The sequence below is a fragment of the Rhizobium acaciae genome (assembly GCF_025941625.1).
In the GTDB taxonomy this organism is placed as follows: domain Bacteria; phylum Pseudomonadota; class Alphaproteobacteria; order Rhizobiales; family Rhizobiaceae; genus Rhizobium; species Rhizobium acaciae.
This window is the reverse complement of the sequence record NZ_JAPCZO010000038.1, coordinates 20,967-39,567: the sequence shown is the minus strand read 5'-3', so window position 1 is coordinate 39,567 and position 18,601 is coordinate 20,967. Positions and strand designations below refer to the sequence as shown.

General features: G+C 61.4%; 16 protein-coding genes. 10 read left to right on the top strand and 6 right to left on the bottom strand.

Features of this window, described 5'->3' with window-relative positions; all coding sequences use genetic code 11:
• Positions 1-140: 140 nt before the first annotated feature.
• On the bottom strand, positions 141-866 hold the full coding sequence (locus tag OLZ32_RS36390; RefSeq protein WP_017990160.1) for a copper homeostasis protein CutC: 726 nt from the start codon (positions 864-866) through the stop codon (positions 141-143).
• Positions 863-2,110 (bottom strand): LysR family transcriptional regulator, encoded by a 1,248-nt coding sequence (locus OLZ32_RS36385; RefSeq protein WP_264425262.1) that lies wholly within the window; start codon positions 2,108-2,110, stop codon positions 863-865. Before OLZ32_RS36385 ends, OLZ32_RS36390 begins: the two co-directional genes overlap by 4 nt.
• A gap of 420 nt (positions 2,111-2,530) precedes the next feature.
• Here OLZ32_RS36385 and osmF point away from each other — a divergent pair, with 420 nt between their 5' ends.
• The 6 genes from osmF to OLZ32_RS36355 all read left to right on the top strand — a co-directional run bounded on the left by osmF (position 2,531) and on the right by OLZ32_RS36355 (position 9,362).
• On the top strand, positions 2,531-3,439 hold the full coding sequence (osmF, locus tag OLZ32_RS36380; protein ID WP_003545119.1) for a glycine betaine ABC transporter substrate-binding protein OsmF: 909 nt from the start codon (positions 2,531-2,533) through the stop codon (positions 3,437-3,439).
• A gap of 91 nt (positions 3,440-3,530) precedes the next feature.
• Positions 3,531-4,697 carry an ABC transporter permease gene (locus OLZ32_RS36375; RefSeq protein ID WP_264425241.1) on the top strand — a complete coding sequence of 389 codons (1,167 nt, stop codon included), beginning with the start codon at positions 3,531-3,533 and terminating at the stop codon, positions 4,695-4,697.
• The gene (locus OLZ32_RS36370) at positions 4,694-5,638 is read left to right on the top strand and encodes an ABC transporter ATP-binding protein (protein ID WP_264425239.1); all 945 of its coding nucleotides are present in this window, start codon (positions 4,694-4,696) and stop codon (positions 5,636-5,638) included. Before OLZ32_RS36375 ends, OLZ32_RS36370 begins: the two co-directional genes overlap by 4 nt.
• Positions 5,635-6,384, top strand: a complete 750-nt coding sequence (locus OLZ32_RS36365) for an ABC transporter permease (RefSeq protein WP_264425237.1) — start codon at positions 5,635-5,637, stop codon at positions 6,382-6,384. Before OLZ32_RS36370 ends, OLZ32_RS36365 begins: the two co-directional genes overlap by 4 nt.
• Positions 6,385-6,431: 47 nt before the next feature.
• The gene (locus tag OLZ32_RS36360; protein ID WP_011650298.1) at positions 6,432-6,827 is read left to right on the top strand and encodes a VOC family protein; all 396 of its coding nucleotides are present in this window, start codon (positions 6,432-6,434) and stop codon (positions 6,825-6,827) included.
• Between the two features lie 81 nt (positions 6,828-6,908).
• Complete coding sequence (locus OLZ32_RS36355) at positions 6,909-9,362, top strand: glycoside hydrolase family 2 protein (RefSeq protein ID WP_264425234.1); 2,454 nt, start codon at positions 6,909-6,911, stop codon at positions 9,360-9,362.
• Positions 9,363-9,688: 326 nt separating this feature from the next.
• Here the strand turns inward: OLZ32_RS36355 and OLZ32_RS36350 are convergent, their stop codons facing one another.
• Positions 9,689-10,081, bottom strand: coding sequence for a PRC-barrel domain-containing protein (locus OLZ32_RS36350; RefSeq protein WP_264425232.1), 393 nt, complete (start codon positions 10,079-10,081; stop codon positions 9,689-9,691).
• Positions 10,082-10,345: 264 nt separating this feature from the next.
• On the opposite strand from OLZ32_RS36350, the gene OLZ32_RS36345 reads away from it, so the two are divergent.
• Positions 10,346-12,046, top strand: a complete 1,701-nt coding sequence (locus OLZ32_RS36345) for a long-chain fatty acid--CoA ligase (RefSeq protein ID WP_264425230.1) — start codon at positions 10,346-10,348, stop codon at positions 12,044-12,046.
• 186 nt (positions 12,047-12,232) lie between these two features.
• Here the strand turns inward: OLZ32_RS36345 and OLZ32_RS36340 are convergent, their stop codons facing one another.
• Positions 12,233-12,688, bottom strand: a complete 456-nt coding sequence (locus OLZ32_RS36340) for an SRPBCC domain-containing protein (protein ID WP_264425228.1) — start codon at positions 12,686-12,688, stop codon at positions 12,233-12,235.
• 1 nt (position 12,689) lies between these two features.
• The gene (locus OLZ32_RS36335) at positions 12,690-13,052 is read right to left on the bottom strand and encodes an ArsR/SmtB family transcription factor (RefSeq protein WP_319641154.1); all 363 of its coding nucleotides are present in this window, start codon (positions 13,050-13,052) and stop codon (positions 12,690-12,692) included.
• A 286-nt stretch (positions 13,053-13,338) separates the two neighbouring features.
• On the opposite strand from OLZ32_RS36335, the gene pgi reads away from it, so the two are divergent.
• Together pgi and otsA are read left to right on the top strand one after the other, a co-directional pair.
• Positions 13,339-14,964, top strand: coding sequence for a glucose-6-phosphate isomerase (gene pgi / locus OLZ32_RS36330; protein WP_264425226.1), 1,626 nt, complete (start codon positions 13,339-13,341; stop codon positions 14,962-14,964).
• Between the two features lie 553 nt (positions 14,965-15,517).
• Positions 15,518-16,924 (top strand): alpha,alpha-trehalose-phosphate synthase (UDP-forming), encoded by a 1,407-nt coding sequence (gene otsA, locus OLZ32_RS36325; RefSeq protein WP_003545093.1) that lies wholly within the window; start codon positions 15,518-15,520, stop codon positions 16,922-16,924.
• Between the two features lie 83 nt (positions 16,925-17,007).
• Here otsA and OLZ32_RS36320 read toward each other — a convergent pair whose 3' ends face one another.
• Entirely contained in the window at positions 17,008-17,970 is a 963-nt protein-coding gene (locus OLZ32_RS36320) for an acyl-CoA desaturase (protein ID WP_264425224.1), read from the bottom strand.
• 169 nt (positions 17,971-18,139) lie between these two features.
• Between OLZ32_RS36320 and OLZ32_RS36315 the strand changes: the two genes are divergently transcribed.
• Positions 18,140-18,520 carry a metalloregulator ArsR/SmtB family transcription factor gene (locus OLZ32_RS36315; protein WP_017990149.1) on the top strand — a complete coding sequence of 127 codons (381 nt, stop codon included), beginning with the start codon at positions 18,140-18,142 and terminating at the stop codon, positions 18,518-18,520.
• Positions 18,521-18,601 lie beyond the last annotated feature (81 nt).

Genomic DNA, 18,601 nt, shown 5'->3' with positions numbered 1-18,601 from the left:
CCTGCGGACCCCCGTAAAACGTGGCGAGGGGACGTGCCCTGCGAGAGCTGGGCGGGGGACGGAGAGGTCGCGACATATCCCCTTCGCCCCGCGAGCGGGCAGAAGGTGGCGGCAGCCGGATGAGGGGCAAGCCGCGGTCGCTAACTCACCGCCTCGATCGCCCTACGCATCTGCCTGACAACGGCGACATCCGTCTTGTTCGTGCTTCTCGCCTCGAAACCAAAAGCAACGGCGCGCGGATCGGCGCTTTCGACCGGTGAACTGCAGGAACCGTGGACCTCGCGGGCGCCGGTCGCCTTCAATATCTCGCCGACATTTGCCGGGCGGATGCCGCTGCCGGGCATGATGGCGATCCGGCCGGCGGCCTCTGCCGAAATGCGCTTCAGCGTGTCGAGACCGTCGGTGGCCTTCAGCGCGCAGCCGGAGGTCAAGATGCGCTCACAGCCGAGTTCGACCGCCTGCTCCAGCGCCTGGTCGGCATCCGGCACCAGATCGAAAGCGCGATGCAGCGTCGAGCCGAGGCCGGCGGCATGCGTCTTCAAACGGTGGATCAACGGCATGTCGAGCGTGCCATCCGGCCGGTTGGCGCCGATGACGACGCCAGCAAGGCCTGATGTCCGCACGGCATCGATATCGATCATCATCGCCTCCTCGTCTGCCCCGTCGAAGATGAAGGGGCCGGCGTGAGGGCGGATCATCGCATAGACCGGAATGGGCGCCCGGGCGGCGATCCGCATCAGGCTCGGCAGCGGCGTCAGGCCGCCAAGCTCCAGCGCCGAGCAGAGCTCGATGCGCCCAGCCCCACCTTCGATCGCGGCGGCGAGGCCCTCGGCGCTGTCCACGCATACCTCAAGCAAGATCGTCACGCTGCAGTCTCCCTGGCTCCGGCATCCGCCGGCCTTATGGTTCGTACGACGGATTCCGACGTAATTCTCGCCGCCGCCTCGATGATGACAGTGCAGGCATCTGCTGCGGCTTTGCGATGGTTGAAGGCGACGTGATAGGACATCGGCAGATGCTCGTCGAGATCGACGATGCGCACCTTGTCGGCGATCGGCATGGCGCTGACCCGGCCGAGGAAAGAGACGTAACCGTGATTGGCGACGAGATCGACGATGACCGGCAGCGAATCTGCCGCGGTGATATCCTGGCCGCGCCGCCGCCGGTTGGGCGCCCGTTCGTAGCTGAAGGCCATGGCCGCATGGCCGAGGCCGGTGCGCGGGCTCGGCATGCAGATCGCGTGGCCGGCGACGAGATCGGCGACACTGGTCTCGGTACTGTCAGGCGGCGCGATCACCACCATATCGGTCTGCAGCAATTCGCGATGCCGAAAGCTTTCGAGGCCGAAGACCGAATCCAGGATTGCGACATCGATGCGGCCGTTCTTCAGCGCCTCGCGCAGATCGTCGGCGGTCATCGACACCAGCGAGATCGCATTGTTGTTGCGGCGCGCATTCCATTCGGAGACCAGGGATCCCAGGCAGCGTGCCACCCAGCTTTCCGATCCGGTCGGAATGATCGAGCCGATGCGCAGCGACCGGGCGGTGCGCCGATAACGCTCGTCGGCCGACGATTTGAGATCGTTCCACGCCTGGCTGATCGCCATGAAGATCTGGTAGGCACGCCTGCCCTCCTCCGTCAGCACCGATCCCTGCGCCTGGCGCTCGAACAGGCGATACCTCAGAAATTTCTCAAGATTGGCAAGCTGAAGCGAAAGCTGCGGCTGACCGAGGCGAAGGCGGCGGGCGGCCCGGTTGATGCTGCCCTGGTCGGCCACTTCGAGAAAACGCTCCATCGTGACGATCTTGACGGGAATGCGGGATGTCCAGGCCTCGTCGATCTCAGCGCTGGCGCCGTCGTGACCGGCCCATTGGCCGAGTTCGCCGATCGCAGCCATGATCGGCTCCAGGCCTTCGAGCACCCTGCCGCTCGCAATCAGCGTCGCCAGCTCGCCGGAAGCGCGTTCCGTCAGCGTCATCGCCAGTTCGGTCTCGAGATTATGGATTGCCGTCGAGACGGTGGAGGGCGACAGCTGAAAGCGCCGCGCGGTCTCGCGGACCGAACCGGAGGTCAGGACATGGCTTGCGATGAACAGGGCACCAAGATGCAAACGGCCACCTCCGGAAAGTGCTGGAAAAACCGGACGATATGATGTGTTCATGAAAAAAGATATCCCTGCCTCCGGAGAGCCGGGCTATCGTTCGATCATAGAAAATCCGGGCGGCGGGAATCCGCAACAGAGCCTGGGAATATCGTGGAAACACGCAAGGGGACAAAAACAAATCGCGCCGGCCTTGGAAAAGGGAATGCGTTTCCGCGCGCGGAGGTGCATTCGCCGCCATAATCGTAGCGCGACCGCAAATACTGGAGGGGGCTTGCATCGATTTTTCGGGCATGAACGCTATTTCCATGACGCACGCAATTCCGGCATGATGGCGACTTGGTCGCCTTCGCCGGCAGATTTCCTATGCGCAGGCCTCCCGCCAGGGGTTTGAGCCTCATTCAACGGTGTTTAACAAGGGGATATTCCATGCTGAAGAAACTCGCACTTGCCGTTTCGCTCTCCGCCTTCGCGGTGGGTGCGGCCCATGCCGCTGACGTCGTCGTCTCGTCGAAGATCGACACGGAAGGCACGCTGCTCGGCAACGTCATTGCGCTCGCTCTCGAAGCGAACGGCATCAAGACGCAGGACCGCATCGCGCTTGGCGCAACACCGGTCGTGCGCAAGGCGATCACCGCCGGCGAAATCGACATCTATCCGGAATATACCGGCAATGCCGGCTTCTTCTTCAACAAGGCCGATGACGCCGCCTGGAAGAACATCGACCAGGGTTATGAGCTGGCGAAGAAGCTCGATTACGATGCCAACAAGATCGTCTGGCTGACGCCGTCGCCTGCCAACAACACCTGGGCGCTCGCCGTGCGCAGCGACGTCGCCGGGCCGAACAAGCTGAAGAGCCTCACGGACTTCGGAAAATGGGTTGCCGGCGGCGGTGCCGCCAAGCTTGCCGCCTCCGCCGAATTCGTCAATTCGGCCGGCGCGCTTCCCGCCTTCCAGACGACCTACGGCTTCCAGCTGAAGCCCGACCAGATGGTCGTTCTTTCCGGCGGCGACACGGCGGCAACGATCAAGGCAGCCGCCGACCAGACGAACGGCGTCAACACCGCCATGGTCTACGGCACCGACGGCGCCATCGAAGCGGCCGAACTGACCGTTCTCGAAGACGACAAGAACGTGCAGCAGGTCTATGCCCCGACGCCGATCATCCGCGAAGAGGTGTTGAAGGCCAATCCGAAGATCGAGGAAGTGCTCTCGCCGATCTTCAAGAGCCTGACTGCCGACGAGTTGCGCAAGCTCAACGCCAAGATCCAGGTCGACGGCGAGCCGGCAAAGTCGGTCGCCGAAGCCTATCTCAAGGAAAAAGGCTTCCTGAAGTAGTCATTGCCCGCTCCGCCCGATTACGGGCGGAGCATTCTTTCCTGACAGGATTGGCTTTCCTGACAGGGTTGGCCAGACAGGATTGGGATTCATGGCAGAAACCTTAGCGGTCCGCAGGCTGGACCGGCTCGGCGTGGTTCTGGTGGCCGGCGGCATCGCGGCGACGGCACTGATGCCCTTCATCTACGTGAAGGCAAACCGCATCGCCGCCGGCAAGCCGATGCTGCTGATGCAGCTTCTTCCCCAGCCTTCCGTCGTCATCCTGACCGTGCTTCTCCTTCTCACCGCCTTCGCCACGCTGTTCCTACGCCATGCGATCGCGCGGCTTGCCATCGCCACACTCTGCCTTGCGGCGTTGATCGTTGCGATCGGTCTCGTCTCGGCCGCGGCAACGCCCCCCGGCAGCACAGTGGCGCGCATGACGCCCGGCGGCGGCTTCTGGGTGCTGTTTGCCGTGATCGGCCTCGTCATATCCGATGCGCTGGTGAAGATCCGCCTGGCACCCTGGATGCGGATTGCAGCCCTTGCAGCCTATACGGCGCTGCTCTTCATCTCGCTCTCCTCCGGCCTGCTCGACAGCCTTTCGATCATGAAGGAATTCTCGACGCGGGCCCCGCAATTCGAAACCGAAGCGATCTCGCATCTGCTCCTGGCGTTCGGCTCGCTTGCCATCGCCATTATTCTCGGCCTGCCGCTCGGCATCCTCTGCTTCTGGGTGCCGAAGCTGCGCGCCATCGTGCTGCAGGGCCTCAGCCTCATCCAGACGATCCCGAGCCTGGCACTCTTCGGCCTGTTGATGCTGCCGCTCGGCTATCTCGCCACCCATGTGCCGCTCGCCGCCGCGATCGGCATTCGCGGCATCGGCACTGCGCCTGCCTTGATTGCACTCGTGCTCTATTCGCTGCTGCCGATCGTCGCCAACACCGTCGTCGGCCTGCAGGGCGTCGACCCCTCGGTGCGGGACGCTGCGGCCGGCATGGGGCTGACACGCTTACAAATCCTTGTTGGAATCGACATGCCACTCGCCTTTCCCGTCATCCTCACCGGCATCCGTATCGTGCTGGTGCAGGCGATCGGCATGGTGACGATCGCCGCATTGATCGGCGGCGGCGGCTTCGGCATCTTCATCTTCCAGGGGCTCGGCCAGACGGCCATGGACCTCGTCCTGCTCGGCGCCGTGCCGACCGTCTTCTTCGCCTTCTCATCGGCCGTCATCCTCGATGCGGTCATCGAAAGCATCCGGGGATCTGCCGCATGACCATGATCGAGATCAGGAACGTCACCAAGCGCTACGGCACGGCCACCGTCGTCGACGACGTCTCGATGAGTGTCGAGAAGGGCGAGATCACCGTCATCGTCGGCACGTCTGGCTCCGGCAAATCGACGCTGATGCGGATGATCAACCGGCTGGTGCCGATCACCGAAGGCGAGATCTTCGTCGGCGGGCAGAATGTGATGGACGTTCCGGTGACCGAGCTTCGCCGCAAGATCGGCTATGCGATCCAGGGACACGGCCTGTTTCCGCACCGCACCGTGGCGCAGAATATCGCCACCGTGCCGCAGCTTCTCGATTGGGATTCCGCCCGCATCGCCAAACGGGTCGAGGAACTGCTCGGGCTCTTCAACCTCGATCCGGCGACATTTGCCGACAAATATCCGCAACAGCTTTCCGGCGGCCAGCAGCAGCGCGTCGGCGTCGCCAGGGCGCTGGCGGCCGAACCGGAGCTGCTGTTGATGGACGAACCCTTCGGCGCGCTCGATCCGGTCATCCGCGGCAAGGCGCAGGACGACCTCTTGGCGATCCAGAAGCAGTTCGGCACGACGGTCATTCTCGTCACCCACGACATGGACGAGGCCTTCCATCTCGGCAACCAGATCGCGGTGATGAGCGAGGGCAGATTGCTGCAATGCTCGACGCCGGAAAAGATCCTCACCGATCCCGCCGATCCCTTCGTGCAGCAATTGACCGGCACCTCCGACCGGGCGCTGAAACTGATGTCGCTGCTGCCGCTAAAGGAGAGCATGGAGCCGGCCAAGACCGGTCTTGCCTATGCCTTGCCGCAATCGCTGAGTCTGCGCGATGCACTGGCCGAAATGATCTGGCAGGGGGTCGACGAGGCGGCGGTGCAGGACGGCGAGAAAGCGCCTGTGGGATCGATCTCAATGACGCGGCTGCTTGAACTGGGCCGCAAGGCATGAAGCTCGTCGTTGCCAATCTCTTCCGCCTGGCGGCGCTGGCTTTGCTGCTCATCCTGCTGTTCAGGACGGAGTGGCTTTCCTTCATGCTCACGCCGCTGACCAGCAACAATGCGCCTGCCGTCTATACGCAAAACAGCCTTGCTTCGCTGGCCGCCGGCCATCTGCAGCTGGTGATCGGCTCGATCGTCTGCAGCGCCGTGCTCGCCGTTATCGGCGGCATCTTCGTGACGCGGGAAAGCGGGGCTGACTTCCTGCCGCTGTCGCGCGCCATCGCCAATGCGGGGCAGACCTTTCCGCCGGTCGCGGTGCTGGCGCTCGCCGTTCCCGCCACCGGTTTCGGCGCCATGCCGACGCTGATCGCGCTCTTTCTCTACGGCCTGCTGCCGATCTTCGAAAACACCGTTGCCGGCTTGAAGCAGGTTTCGCCGCAGGTTCTCGATGCCGCCGACGGCATGGGCATGAACGGCACGCAGCGGCTGTTTCGCGTCGAGCTGCCGCTTGCCCTGCCGCTGATCCTCGAGGGGCTGAAGGTCGCCACCGTGATCAATATCGGCACGGCGACGATCGGCTCGACGGTTGCGGCCAAGGGCCTCGGCGAGGTCATCATCGCCGGGCTGATCTCCGACAATACCGCCTTCATCCTGCAGGGCGGCCTGATCGTCGGCCTGATGGCGGTGCTGATCTATGATGCCATGGGCCTCGTCGAAGCGGCGATCACCCGAAGAATCGGCTTGCGCCCGGCGTAAGAGGACGGGTACCAAGATCGCAGTGATCGGCACATTGGGAGGCAGACTTGGCGAAGATGATCCACTCCATGATCCGCGTTCTCGATGAGGCGCGCTCCGTCGAATTCTACGAGAGGGCATTCGGCCTTTCGGTCGCCGACCGCGTCGATTTCGAAACCTTCACGCTGATCTATATGAGCAATGCCGAGACCGGCTTCGAGCTGGAACTGACCGTCAACAAGGGCCGAACCGCGCCCTATGACCTCGGCAATGCCTACGGCCATCTCGCCGTCTCCGTCGAAGAGGTGGCGGTCGAGCGCGAGCGGCTGTCGAAGCTTGGGCTGAAGCCCGGTGAACTGGTGGAGCTCAACCGCGACGGCAAGCTCTTCGGCCTGTTCTTCTTCATCAGCGATCCCGACGGATACAAGATCGAGGTGCTGCAGCGCCACGGCCGGTTTCTCTGAGGCATCTGACGCCGAACCACCGATACGGTCCAAACCACCGATAATCCCACAGCTTCAAGCGGCATGCATCAGGAGCCCGCCATGATCGAAAAGACTGCGCTCAATTCCGGCTGGACGCTCTCCTGCAACGATACAGCCAGACCCGGCCTGCCGGCTGCGATCCCCGCGACGGTGCCGGGCTGCGTGCATCTCGACCTTCTCGCCAACCGGCTGATCCCCGATCCCTATATCGACGTCAACGAAATCACCAACGACTGGGTCGGCAAGACCGACTGGACCTACCGCTGCAGCTTCGAGGCGATGCCTGACGATGCCAGGGTGCAGGAACTGGTCTTCGACGGGCTCGATACGATCGCGGTGATATCCCTCAACGGCGAAGAGATCGGCCGCACCTTCAACATGCACCGCAGCTATCGTTTCGATGTTTCCGGACTGCTGAAATCCGGCGCGAACGAACTCACGATCACCTTCCGCTCCGCCTACGCCTATGGCGCGGAGATGGAAAAACACTACGGCTACCGTCCCAACAACTATCCGGGACCGGGCAATCTGATGCGCAAGATGGCCTGCAATTTCGGCTGGGACTGGGGGCCGACGCTGGTGACGGCAGGCCTCTGGAAGCCGGTTCGGCTGGAAAGCTGGGATCGGGCGCGGCTTGCCGAAACGCGGGTTTCGGCAACACTTGCCGGCGGCGACGGGCTGGTGAAGGTCCATGCCAAGCTGGCGCAGCATGGTGATAAGGCGCCGTGCAAGCTCATCGCCGAAATCGGCGGGGTGATCAAGACGGTGGCGATTGGGCCTGACGAAGACGAGATCTCCTTCGAGCTTGCCCTCCGCTCGCCGCAGCTCTGGTGGCCTCACCATCTCGGCGCGCAGCCGCTCTATCCAATGACGCTGAGGCTGGTCGACGAGGCCAGCAACGATCTGCTCGACAGCTATCAGCGTGAACTCGGTTTCCGCTCGCTGCGGCTCGATACTTCGGCCGACGAACACGGCTCGGCCTTCACCTTCGTCATCAACGACGTGCCGCTCTTCATCTGCGGGGCGAACTGGATACCGGACGATTGTTTTCCCCCACGGGTGACGGCCGAGCGTTATGCCGCGCGGATCGAGGAGGCAAAGGCCGCCAATATTCATTTGCTGCGCGTCTGGGGCGGCGGCATCTTCGAGGCCGACGAGTTCTATGGGGCCTGCGACCGCATGGGCATGCTGGTCTGGCAGGATTTCCTCTTTGCCTGCGCCGCCTATCCGGAGGAAGAGCCGCTCAGAAGCGAGGTCGAGGCGGAGGTGCGCGACAATGTCGTGCGGCTGATGCCGCATGCTTCGCTGGTCCTCTGGAACGGCAATAACGAGAACATCTGGGGCTTCGACGAATGGGGCTGGCGGCCGATCATCAAGGCGGGCGAAAGCTGGGGGCTCGGCTACTATCTCGACCTGCTGCCGAAACTCTCAGCCGAACTCGATCCGGACCGGCCCTATTATCCCGGCAGCCCTTATTCCGGCTCAATGGAGATCGAACCCAATGCCGACGGCCATGGCTGTAAACATATCTGGGATGTGTGGAACGATGTCGGCTACGAGGTCTACCGCAACTACATCCCGCGCTTCTGCTCCGAATTCGGCTGGCAGGCGCCGGCGGCCTGGGCGACGATCGAAGAAAGCGTGCACGACGCGCCGCTGACGCCGCAATCGAACGGCGTCTTTCACCACCAGAAGGCAACGGAGGGCAACGACAAGCTGATCCGTGGCCTGTCCGGCCATCTGCCGGAGCCGAGCACAATGGACGACTGGCACTTCGCCACCCAGCTCAACCAGGCCCGTGCCATCCGCTTCGGCGTCGAGCACATGCGCTCGCATCGGGATATCTGCAAGGGCGCTGTCGTCTGGCAGTTCAACGATTGCTGGCCGGTGACCTCCTGGGCCGCTCTCGATTCGGCCGGGCGCCGCAAGCCGCTCTGGTATGCCCTGAAGGCGGCCTATGATCCGCGCCTGCTGACGATCCAGCCGCGCGGCGGCGGGCTTGCCGCGGTGGCCGTCAATGAACGAACGCTGTTCTGGCGGGCGAAGATCAGCGGCAAACGCATGACGCTCGACGGCACCGTGCTTGCCGAATTCGAATTCTGGCGCCTGCTCTGCGACCGCTTCGAGGCAAAGGAGTTTCCGCTGCCCGAGGAGATCGTCACCCCCGACTTACCGAAGGACGAGGTCATCGTCGTGCAGATGCTGGACAGGCGGGCCTTCCATTATTTCGTCGAGGATATCGAGCTCAACCTTCAGGCCCCGCAGCTCACTATCGATGTCGTCGGGATCGACGGCGGGTACGAGGTCAAGGTGACGGCGCAAAACTTCCTCAAGGATCTCTGCCTGATGGCGGATCGACTGGATCCGGGTGCCGTCGTCGACACGATGCTGGTGACGCTGCTGCCGGGCGAGAGCCATTTGTTTGCGGTGAGGACGGCAAGGACGATCGTTGCCGATGACATTGTCGTCGGCAACGTATTGCGATCGGCCAATGATCTCGTCGCGGGGGACTAAAGAGGTCCCGCATCCGGGCTGCTTCGGCTTCCCGGTTGAAAAAGGTCGAGCCGCCGTGTCCTCTACCTCCCTCATTCCTGTGCTCGTCACAGGAATCCAGCCACCGCGCGTCCGCGCGGTGAATTGAGCCGATACCTCAAGCGAAAAAGTCTTCCGCGCCCAAGGACTTGGACGCACTGGATTCCTGTGACAAGCACAGGAATGAGGGTGAACAAGCATCTGCCGGATCGAGTGCCCAATGACCTCGGGTAAGAGCGAAGTTCATCGCCAAACACCAAAAAGGCCCCGCATCCGCGGGGCCCTTCCAGCTCGACTATCGGACGACGTTACATCCAGTAGGGCGGCACGCCGTAGTAATCATAGACCCGGCGGCCATTGTCGTTGTACCAGGTGTCGTCATCGTCCGAATAGCTCGGGGCGCCTTCGATCTGCTCCTTGGTCAGGTCGATGCGATAGCCATCCAGCTGGGTGTCGTAGTTCAGCTTTTCCCAGGGAAGCGGATAGTGATCGTGACCGATGCCCAGGAAGCCGCCGAAGCTCAGCACGGCATAGGCAACGCGACCGTCGCGCTTTCCGAGGATCAACCGTTCGATCGAGCCGATATGCCTGCCATCGGCGCCATAAACGCGGGTGCCCTCGACGCGGTCGCTGGCGATCAGCGAATGCGTGTCCTTGACGTTCGGGTCACGGCGGGTGGCGTCAGTATCCTGGTTCAACATTGTGCACCTCCTTTTTGGTGTTCCTCATGATGGGTGTGCAGGATCAACGCCATGGCGGACTCAAAGTTCCCCACTCTTCCCAAGATCGCGGGACGCCCAAATGTTGACGTTTACGTCAAGGTTAGTATAGCTTCATTCGGCTTGAACCGTTCAGGCAATGGCATAAGCTGCCGGACTGGAAGATGGAGGACTCTTCCAGTCAATCGCGGGCCAGTCGATTGCCGGCTCGGCGCTGGCGGCGGCAGCAAGGGAGAGAGGACAAAGATGAACAGCATTTCCGTCCATCCGAACGGAGCCAAGTCCGACAAGCCCTGGCTTGCCGCCTATCCCGATATCGTTCCGGCAGAGATTCCGCCGCTGGAATATGCCTCGCTTGCCGAACTGCTCGAAAAATCCTGCGCCCGTTACGCCGACCGGACCGCCTTTTCCAGCATGGGCAAGGCGATGCGCTACCGCGAGCTGGAGAGCCAGACGCGCAAACTCGCCGCCTGGCTGCAAAGCACCGGCCTTCAAAAGGGCGACCGCGTCGCCGTGATGATGCCGAACGTGCTGCAGAACCCGATTGCCACCTATGCCATCCTGCGCGCCGGCCTCGTGGTGGTGAACGTCAACCCGCTCTATACGCCGCGCGAGCTCGAACACCAGTTGAAGGATTCCGGCGCCAAGGCGATCTTCGTGCTGGAGAATTTCGCCCGCACGGTGGAGCAGGTGCTGAACAAAACAGACCTGCGCCATGTCGTCGTCACCTCGCTCGGGGAAATGCTGGGGCCGAAGGGGCTGATCGTCAATTTCGTCGTGCGCAAGGTGAAGAAGCTCGTTCCTTCCTGGTCGATCCCTCAGCACAAGAGCTTCGGCCAGGTGCTGCGCGAAGGTGCGGGAAAAGAGCTCCAGCCGGTGACGCTAACAGGCGGCGATATCGCCTTCCTGCAATATACCGGCGGCACGACGGGCGTCGCCAAAGGCGCGGTGCTGACGCATGAAAACCTGCTCGCCAACAAGCTGCAGCTGTCGCTCTGGCTGCGATCGGCCTTCGAGCGCAAGAAAGAGCCGGAGGTGCTGAATTTCCTCTGCGCCCTGCCGCTCTACCACATCTTCGCGCTGACGGTGAATTCGCTGATGGGCATGTCGCATGGAGCCCACAATATCCTGATCGCCAATCCGCGCGACATTCCCGGTCTCGTCAAGGAATTCGAAAAATCGAAGGTGCATATCTTTCCCGGCCTCAACACGCTGTTCAACGCGCTGATGAACAATGCCGATTTCGCCAAGCTCGATTTCTCCTCGCTGATCATGTCGCTCGGCGGCGGCATGGCCGTTCAGCGCCCGGTCGCCGAACGCTGGCTGAAGATGACGGGCACGGCGGTGACGGAAGGCTACGGCCTTTCCGAGACATCGCCTGTCGCCACCGCCAACCGCTTCGATTCGCCTGAGTTCACCGGCACGATCGGCCTGCCGCTTCCCTCCACCGACCTCGATATCCGCGACGAGGAGGGCAATTCGCTGCCATCAGGCCAGGTCGGCGAGATCTGCATCCGCGGGCCGCAGGTGATGGCCGGCTACTGGCAGAAGCCGGAAGAGACGGCGCGGGTGATGACCGACGACGGCTACTTCCGCTCGGGCGACATGGGCTTCATGGACGAACGCGGCTATACCAAGATCGTCGACCGCAAGAAGGACATGATCCTGGTCTCCGGCTTCAACGTCTATCCGAACGAGATCGAGGAAGTCGCCGCCATGCATGCCGGCATCCTCGAGGCTGCGGCGATCGGCGTGCCGGACGGACATTCGGGCGAGGCGGTAAAGCTCTTCGTCGTCAGGAAGGATCCGAACCTGACGGAAGCCGAGGTGAAAGCCCATTGCATCGCCAACCTCACCAACTACAAACGCCCGCGCTTCATCGAATTCCGCACCGAGCTGCCGAAGTCGCCTGTTGGTAAGATCCTGCGCAAGGACCTGCGCGGCTGAATTTGACGGCCATCCGCTTGCCGCCCAGCCCCTATGCCGAATCCCGTTGTGACATGAACGTTTCGGGTGGTTTATCTTGTGGGAAAATTGTCGTGAAGCATTCTACACACTCACCAGTCGCGGAATGCTTGTTTTCGCGATGTCGCAAAATCCAGTCGCGAACTGTTCGCTTTGATTGGGTGTTTGCTACGCCTTCTCTTGGATATCACCGGCTAAATAACTCTCCAGCCCATCCAGCAGCGCTTTCCAGCCGTGTTCCCGCCCTTCAGCCCCGTCACTCGGCGGGATGACGCATAACTGCTCCACATAAGTCAGCTTCGTCCCGCCGCCGTGTTCGGAGAACAGGACGGTCGCCAGCGACACCGTATGGATACGACTATCGACCGCCATCGAATAGGCGAACACGATCCTCTTGCGTTCCTTGATCTCGAAATAGTGCGTCTGGTTGGTATGGGTTCCCATGTCCGTGACGAAGCTACTGCGCTCAGATCCTCCCTCGCGAAAGTCGAATTCCGCCAGTCCCTCACCGAACCATGCTTTCTTCTTTTCGGGGATCGCCCACGCCGCCCAGACGTGATCCACGCAATTGGAAAAGACGCGCTCGATGGTAATCGATCTGTGCTCTTGTTCCGTTTTTGTCACTTTACTGCTCCTGATTTAGGAAGTTGCCAAGCCTGTCGAAACGATCCTCAAGTCGGGCTCGGTGTTGGCGGACCCAATGCTCCACCCGCATCAGCGAGTCTGGAACGAGGCTGACCGTTCTGACCCGCCCGGACTTGTTTGACACAACGATGCCTGCGTCTTCGAGGACGCGGAGGTGCTTCAGGAACGAGGGGCCTGCCATATCGAACGGCCGCGACAGATCGGTCACCGAGGCAGGTCCATCCAAGAGCTTATCGACGACTGCGAGTCGGGTCGGGTCGGACAAAGCCCCGAAAATCTTCGGGAAGTTCACTTCATAGGTATCCATATGGCTATGTTTACGCTGAGCCGATGGATCGGTCAAGATAGATATCCCTGCGGCTACCTTTTTTGACTGACGCGCTTTGAGCAAGGGACATGAAGCTTGTTCGCACTTTGCTTGTCCCACAATTTCTCTAACTTCCGCGACAAGCCGCCAGCGCTGAACTTTCCTGTAAACAGATATTTGCGACAGAACGTATTCCACATTTAAGCAAGTGGCTGGCGCTTGCAGCGGGTGGTTTTTTTATTTCGAGCCATGGCTGAACTTGATTTGCGGGTGAGAAAGCGAATAGTTTCCGCAACTCTTTCCGCCTCCAAAGGAGTCTCCCATGAACGCCATCGTCGAACAGCTGAAAAGCACCGCTGATGCCACCAAGGCAACCGATATTCGTGCCGCCTTCGCCGCCGATTCGCAGCGCTTTTCGCGCTTTTCCGTCGCGCTTGACGACTTGCTGATGGATTTTTCCAAGACGGCGGTGAATGACGACATCCTCAAGCTGTTGGTGCAGCTCGCCGAAGAAGGCGGCGTCGAGACGAAGCGCGAGGAAATGTTCTCCGGCAAGGCGATCAATTTCACCGAGGATCGCGCCGTTCTGCACACCGCGCTGCGCAACCGCTCCAACACGCCGGTGCTGGTCGACGGCAAGGACGTCATGCCCGACGTCAATGCGGTGCTTGCCGCCATGGGCAAGTTTGCCGACGACGTCCGCTCCGGCACGCTGAAGGGTGCGACCGGCAAGGCGATCACCGATGTCGTCAATATCGGCATCGGCGGCTCGGATCTCGGGCCGGTCATGGCAACGCTGGCGCTTGGCCCCTTCCATGACGGCCCGCGCGCGCATTTCGTCTCCAACATCGACGGCGCCCATATCGCCGATATCCTGAAGCTGGTTCAGCCGGAAACGACGCTGTTCATCGTCGCCTCGAAGACCTTCACCACCGTCGAGACGATGACCAATGCGCAGACGGCGCGCAACTTCATCGCCAAGGCGCTCGGCGAAGCGGCCGTGCAGCACCATTTCGCCGCCGTCTCGACGGCGCTCGACAAGGTCGCCGCCTTCGGCATCGACCGCGCCCGCGTGTTCGGCTTCTGGGACTGGGTCGGCGGCCGTTACTCGATCTGGTCGGCGATCGGCCTGCCGCTGATGATCGCCGTCGGGCCGGAGAATTTCGGCAAGTTCCTCGACGGCGCCCATGCCGTCGACAATCATTTCCGTAAGGCGCCGATTACCGAGAACCTGCCGATGCTGCTCGGCCTGATCGGCTTCTACCATCGCAACGTGCTCGGCTATCCCACGCGCGCCATCCTGCCCTACGACCAGCGCCTGTCGCGCTTCCCGGCCTATCTGCAGCAGCTCGACATGGAATCGAACGGCAAGGGCGTCACCATCGACGGCACGCCGGTCGAAGGCAATTCCGGCCCTGTCGTCTGGGGCGAGCCCGGCACCAATGGCCAGCACGCTTTCTACCAGCTCATCCATCAGGGCACGAGCATCATCCCGGCCGAATTCATGATTGCCGCCAATGCCTTCGAGCCGGAGCTGCGCCACCAGCACCAGCTGCTGATCTCCAACGTTCTCGCCCAGTCGGAAGCGCTGATGAAGGGGCGCACCTTCGCAGAAGCCAAGAAGCAGCTGACCGACAAGGGCATGGACGACAAAAAGGCCGATTTCATCGCGCCGCACCGCGTCTTTACCGGCAACCGTCCGTCGATCACCTTCGTCTACGACAAGCTGACCCCTTATGCGCTCGGCCGGCTGATCGCGCTCTACGAACACCGCGTCTTCGTCGAAGGCGTGCTCTTCCGCATCAACTCCTTCGACCAGTGGGGCGTCGAGCTCGGCAAGGAACTGGCGACGGGCCTGCTGCCGGTCGTCGAAGGCAAGGAGAGTGCCGCATCGCACGACTCCTCGACGCAGGGCCTGGTTGCGGCGCTGGCGAAGCTGGCGAAGTAAAGCGATCGAGATTGCCCCTCACCCTAACCCCTTCCCCGTTCTGACGGGGAGAGGGGACGTGCCCTGCGAAAGGCCGTTGAGGAACGGAGAGGTCACAGCATATTCCCTTCTCCTCGTCAGAACGGGGAGAAGCTGCCGGCAGGCGGATGAGGGGCTGACGCCGGCTCCAACCTTACAAACCAATCTCACGAGCCGACTTCGCGACTGCCGCCAACATCGTCATTGCGGCCGCAAATGATGAACTGATATCGGCGGGCCTGGTGCATCCGCACCATGGTGCTTCGTCGTGCGAAACCGGATTGAACGTTCTTCTAATCAAAAATTGTAGAATGAATTCTTTCAATTCGTTGGAATCGCCCTAGATTCAAGCAAAATCTGTGCGGAAAATGCTCCGTTCGTTGTTCTTGTTGGCATCTGCACCGGGGCGCTCGCGTCCGGGTCGGCTCTGTCGATGTCGGCGCCTTCACTGCATGGTCCCTGCCCAAGTTCAGGAGATGCCTCAAGACGCTCGTCACACAGCGTTTTCATGTCCCATCTTCGTTAAAGGAAGCTCATGAGCCGTCTTATCGTCGTTTCAAATCGTGTTCCCATGCCCGCCAAAGATGGGAGCGCCGCTGCCGGCGGTCTGGCCGTTGCGCTGCAGGCAGCCCTGCAGGAACGTGGCGGCATTTGGATGGGATGGTCGGGAGAATCGAGCGGGGACAGGGAACCTGGCCCGTTGTCGCAGTTGCAGAAGGGCAACATCACCTATGCGCTGACCGATCTCACCGACACCGATGTCGAGGAGTATTATCGCGGTTTTGCAAACCGCGTTCTCTGGCCCATCTGCCATTACCGCCTGGACCTCGCCGAATATGGCCGGAAGGAAATGGCCGGCTATTTCCGCGTCAACCGCTTCTTCGCACACAGGTTGGCGCCGATGATCGAGCCGGACGACATCATCTGGGTTCATGATTACCACCTCATCCCGCTGGCAGCCGAACTCCGCCAAATGGGGCTGAAAAACCGGATCGGCTTCTTCCTGCATATTCCCTGGCCGCCGGCCGACATTCTCGTCACGATGCCCGTCCATGAGGAAATCATGCGTGGGCTCTCGCATTACGATCTCGTCGGCTTCCAGACCGACTACGACCTCCAGAACTTTGCCGGGTATCTCAGAAGAGAGGGAATTGGCGACGACCTCGGAAATGGATTGTTCGATTCCCATGGGCGGATATTCAAGGCCGGCGCCTATCCGATCGGGATCGAAACTGCTGGTTTCGCCGAGTTCGCCGAGAGAGCCGCAAACAATATCATGGTACAGAAGACCCGGCGCAGCGTTGAAGGCCGGGACATGATCATCGGGGTCGACCGCCTCGATTATTCGAAGGGCATCATTCAGCGACTGGAAGCGTTCGAACGCTTCCTCACCAGCAATCCTGCCTACCAGAACAAGGTCACCTATCTGCAGGTCACGCCAAAATCGCGATCGGAAGTTCCCGAATACGAGCATATGCAGAAGATGGTCGCCGAACAGGCCGGCCGCGTCAACGGTGCCATCGGGACGGTCGACTGGGTGCCGATCCGCTATGTCAACCGATCGATCAGCCGCAACGTGCTTGCCGGTCTCTACCGGCTGGCGACGATCGGGCTGGTCACGCCGTTGCGCGACGGCATGAACCTCGTCGCCAAGGAATATGTCGCCGCTCAGGATCCCGATCGCCCGGGCGTATTGGTGCTATCGCGCTTCGCCGGCGCGGCTCGCGAGTTGAAGGGTGCGCTGCTGGTCAATCCTTACGATGTCGAAGGCACTGCCAATGCCATCGCCCGGGGCCTTTCCATGTCGCTGGAGGAGCGCCGCGACCGCTGGAGCATGATGATGGAGCATCTGCTGTCTCACGACGTCTCACTTTGGTGCGAAAACTTCTTGGGGGATCTCGTACTTGCTCCCGAGCTTCGCCCGGAGCGTGACCCCGGATAGTCTCCTGATCGATCGACGTCGACCCGTCCTTCGGACCCGAGGGGAGAAGAGGGAATCGAGACGTTGCGGCAAGGAGGAGGCACTTACGGGCGAGATTGCGCGTGACCTGCTGCGTGATGTGGCGGATGACTGTCGCCCGCCGTTTCAGTTGCGTCGATCCGTCTCAACCCTCGCCTTGGCACGATCGTGTGTGGCAGCTTGATCGCCGAAGCCAGACCGAGCCTTGCCAGCAGCCCGATGAAGTACCAACCGAGATCCAGCTGCCCCGGCTCGATGCCGAGCCGCGCCGAATCCGGAAAAGCGTGATGGTTGCCGTGGAAGCTCTCGCCAAAGGTCACCAGCCCGAAACGCGGGAGGTTATAGCCCTGCACCGCGACACCATCGACACTCCAGCCCTGATGGCCGTCTCGATGCGCGAAATGACCGACCAGCCAGTGTCCGGTCAGCGACACCGATATCCGCACGGCAACACCCCAGACCACCCACGGCAGTCCGCCGAGCGCAAAGAGCACGAGTCCCAAGGGAATCTGCTGCCCCATCCATGTCGCCTCCAGGAAGCGATAGAAGCGGTCGCGCCGCTCGCGCTCCTCAAGGATAAAGCGGGGCGGATGGTCCAGCGTCACGATGCAATGCATCTGCCAGAAGGCATCGATGAAGAAAGGCCGCCGATGGGCATAGAGGTCGTGGCAGTCTGGCTGCCGTTGCGCCCAGTCGCGAATGTCGTGGGCGTAGATCATGCCGAAGGGGCCGGCCATGCCGACCAGCGTACCGAGATAGACGAGAAAGTGCTCGATCCAGATATGAGTGCTGAATGAGCGATGGATCAGCAGCCGGTGCATGCCGACCGAATGACCAAGGCAGATCGTGATGGCGGTCAGGAGGATAAAGACGGCAAAGGCGCTCCAGGTGAAGGTCAGTGGGCCACCAATGATGGCAATCAAGGTCATGGCGGTGAACCAGATCGACTTTGCGGGCATCCAGACCACTCTGCCCTTCACCGCATCGCTGCTGTTGTCGATCATTCGTCCAGTGGAAATACTGCTCATGACAAACTCCTTCCCATCGGGCGCATTCTCCACTTGAACATCGCCTACCAATTCATTATTTAAGAAATTACCTAATTACATTGCACGAACGAAAACAATTAAGCAATGCATTAATTGCTTAATTGATTAACGGATCAATGCTATGATGCCGCAGGCACGGAGACCGGACTTGGACGAAGAGACTTTCGATGACGCCGTAGAAGGCCGCTCCGTCAGCGCCGCCCAGCGGGTATTCCACGCGCTTTCCAGTGCGCCGCGCCGGAAGATCCTCGCCTATCTCTCGGCATCGGGTCTGACCGCTGGCGAGATCGCTAACCGCTTCAGCATGTCCAAGCCAGCCGTTTCGCAGCATCTTTCCATCCTCGAAGCTGCGGGTCTGATCAGACGAGAGAAACAGGGCCAGTTCGTCCACTATTCCCTGATCGAGAACAATCTCGTCAACACGCTCAACGGCTTCGTGCAGGAGGTCTGCCCGGTCGGCCGGCCGATCAAGAAGGAAAGCCAGGCGCGCACCCGGGGCGGATTGGTGCCGGCGAAGCCCGCGAAATAAGCGTTCGAGATTTGCCCCTCACCCTAACCCTCTCCCCGTGAAGAACGGGAAGAGGAGACGTGCCATACGGGACGTCAAGGG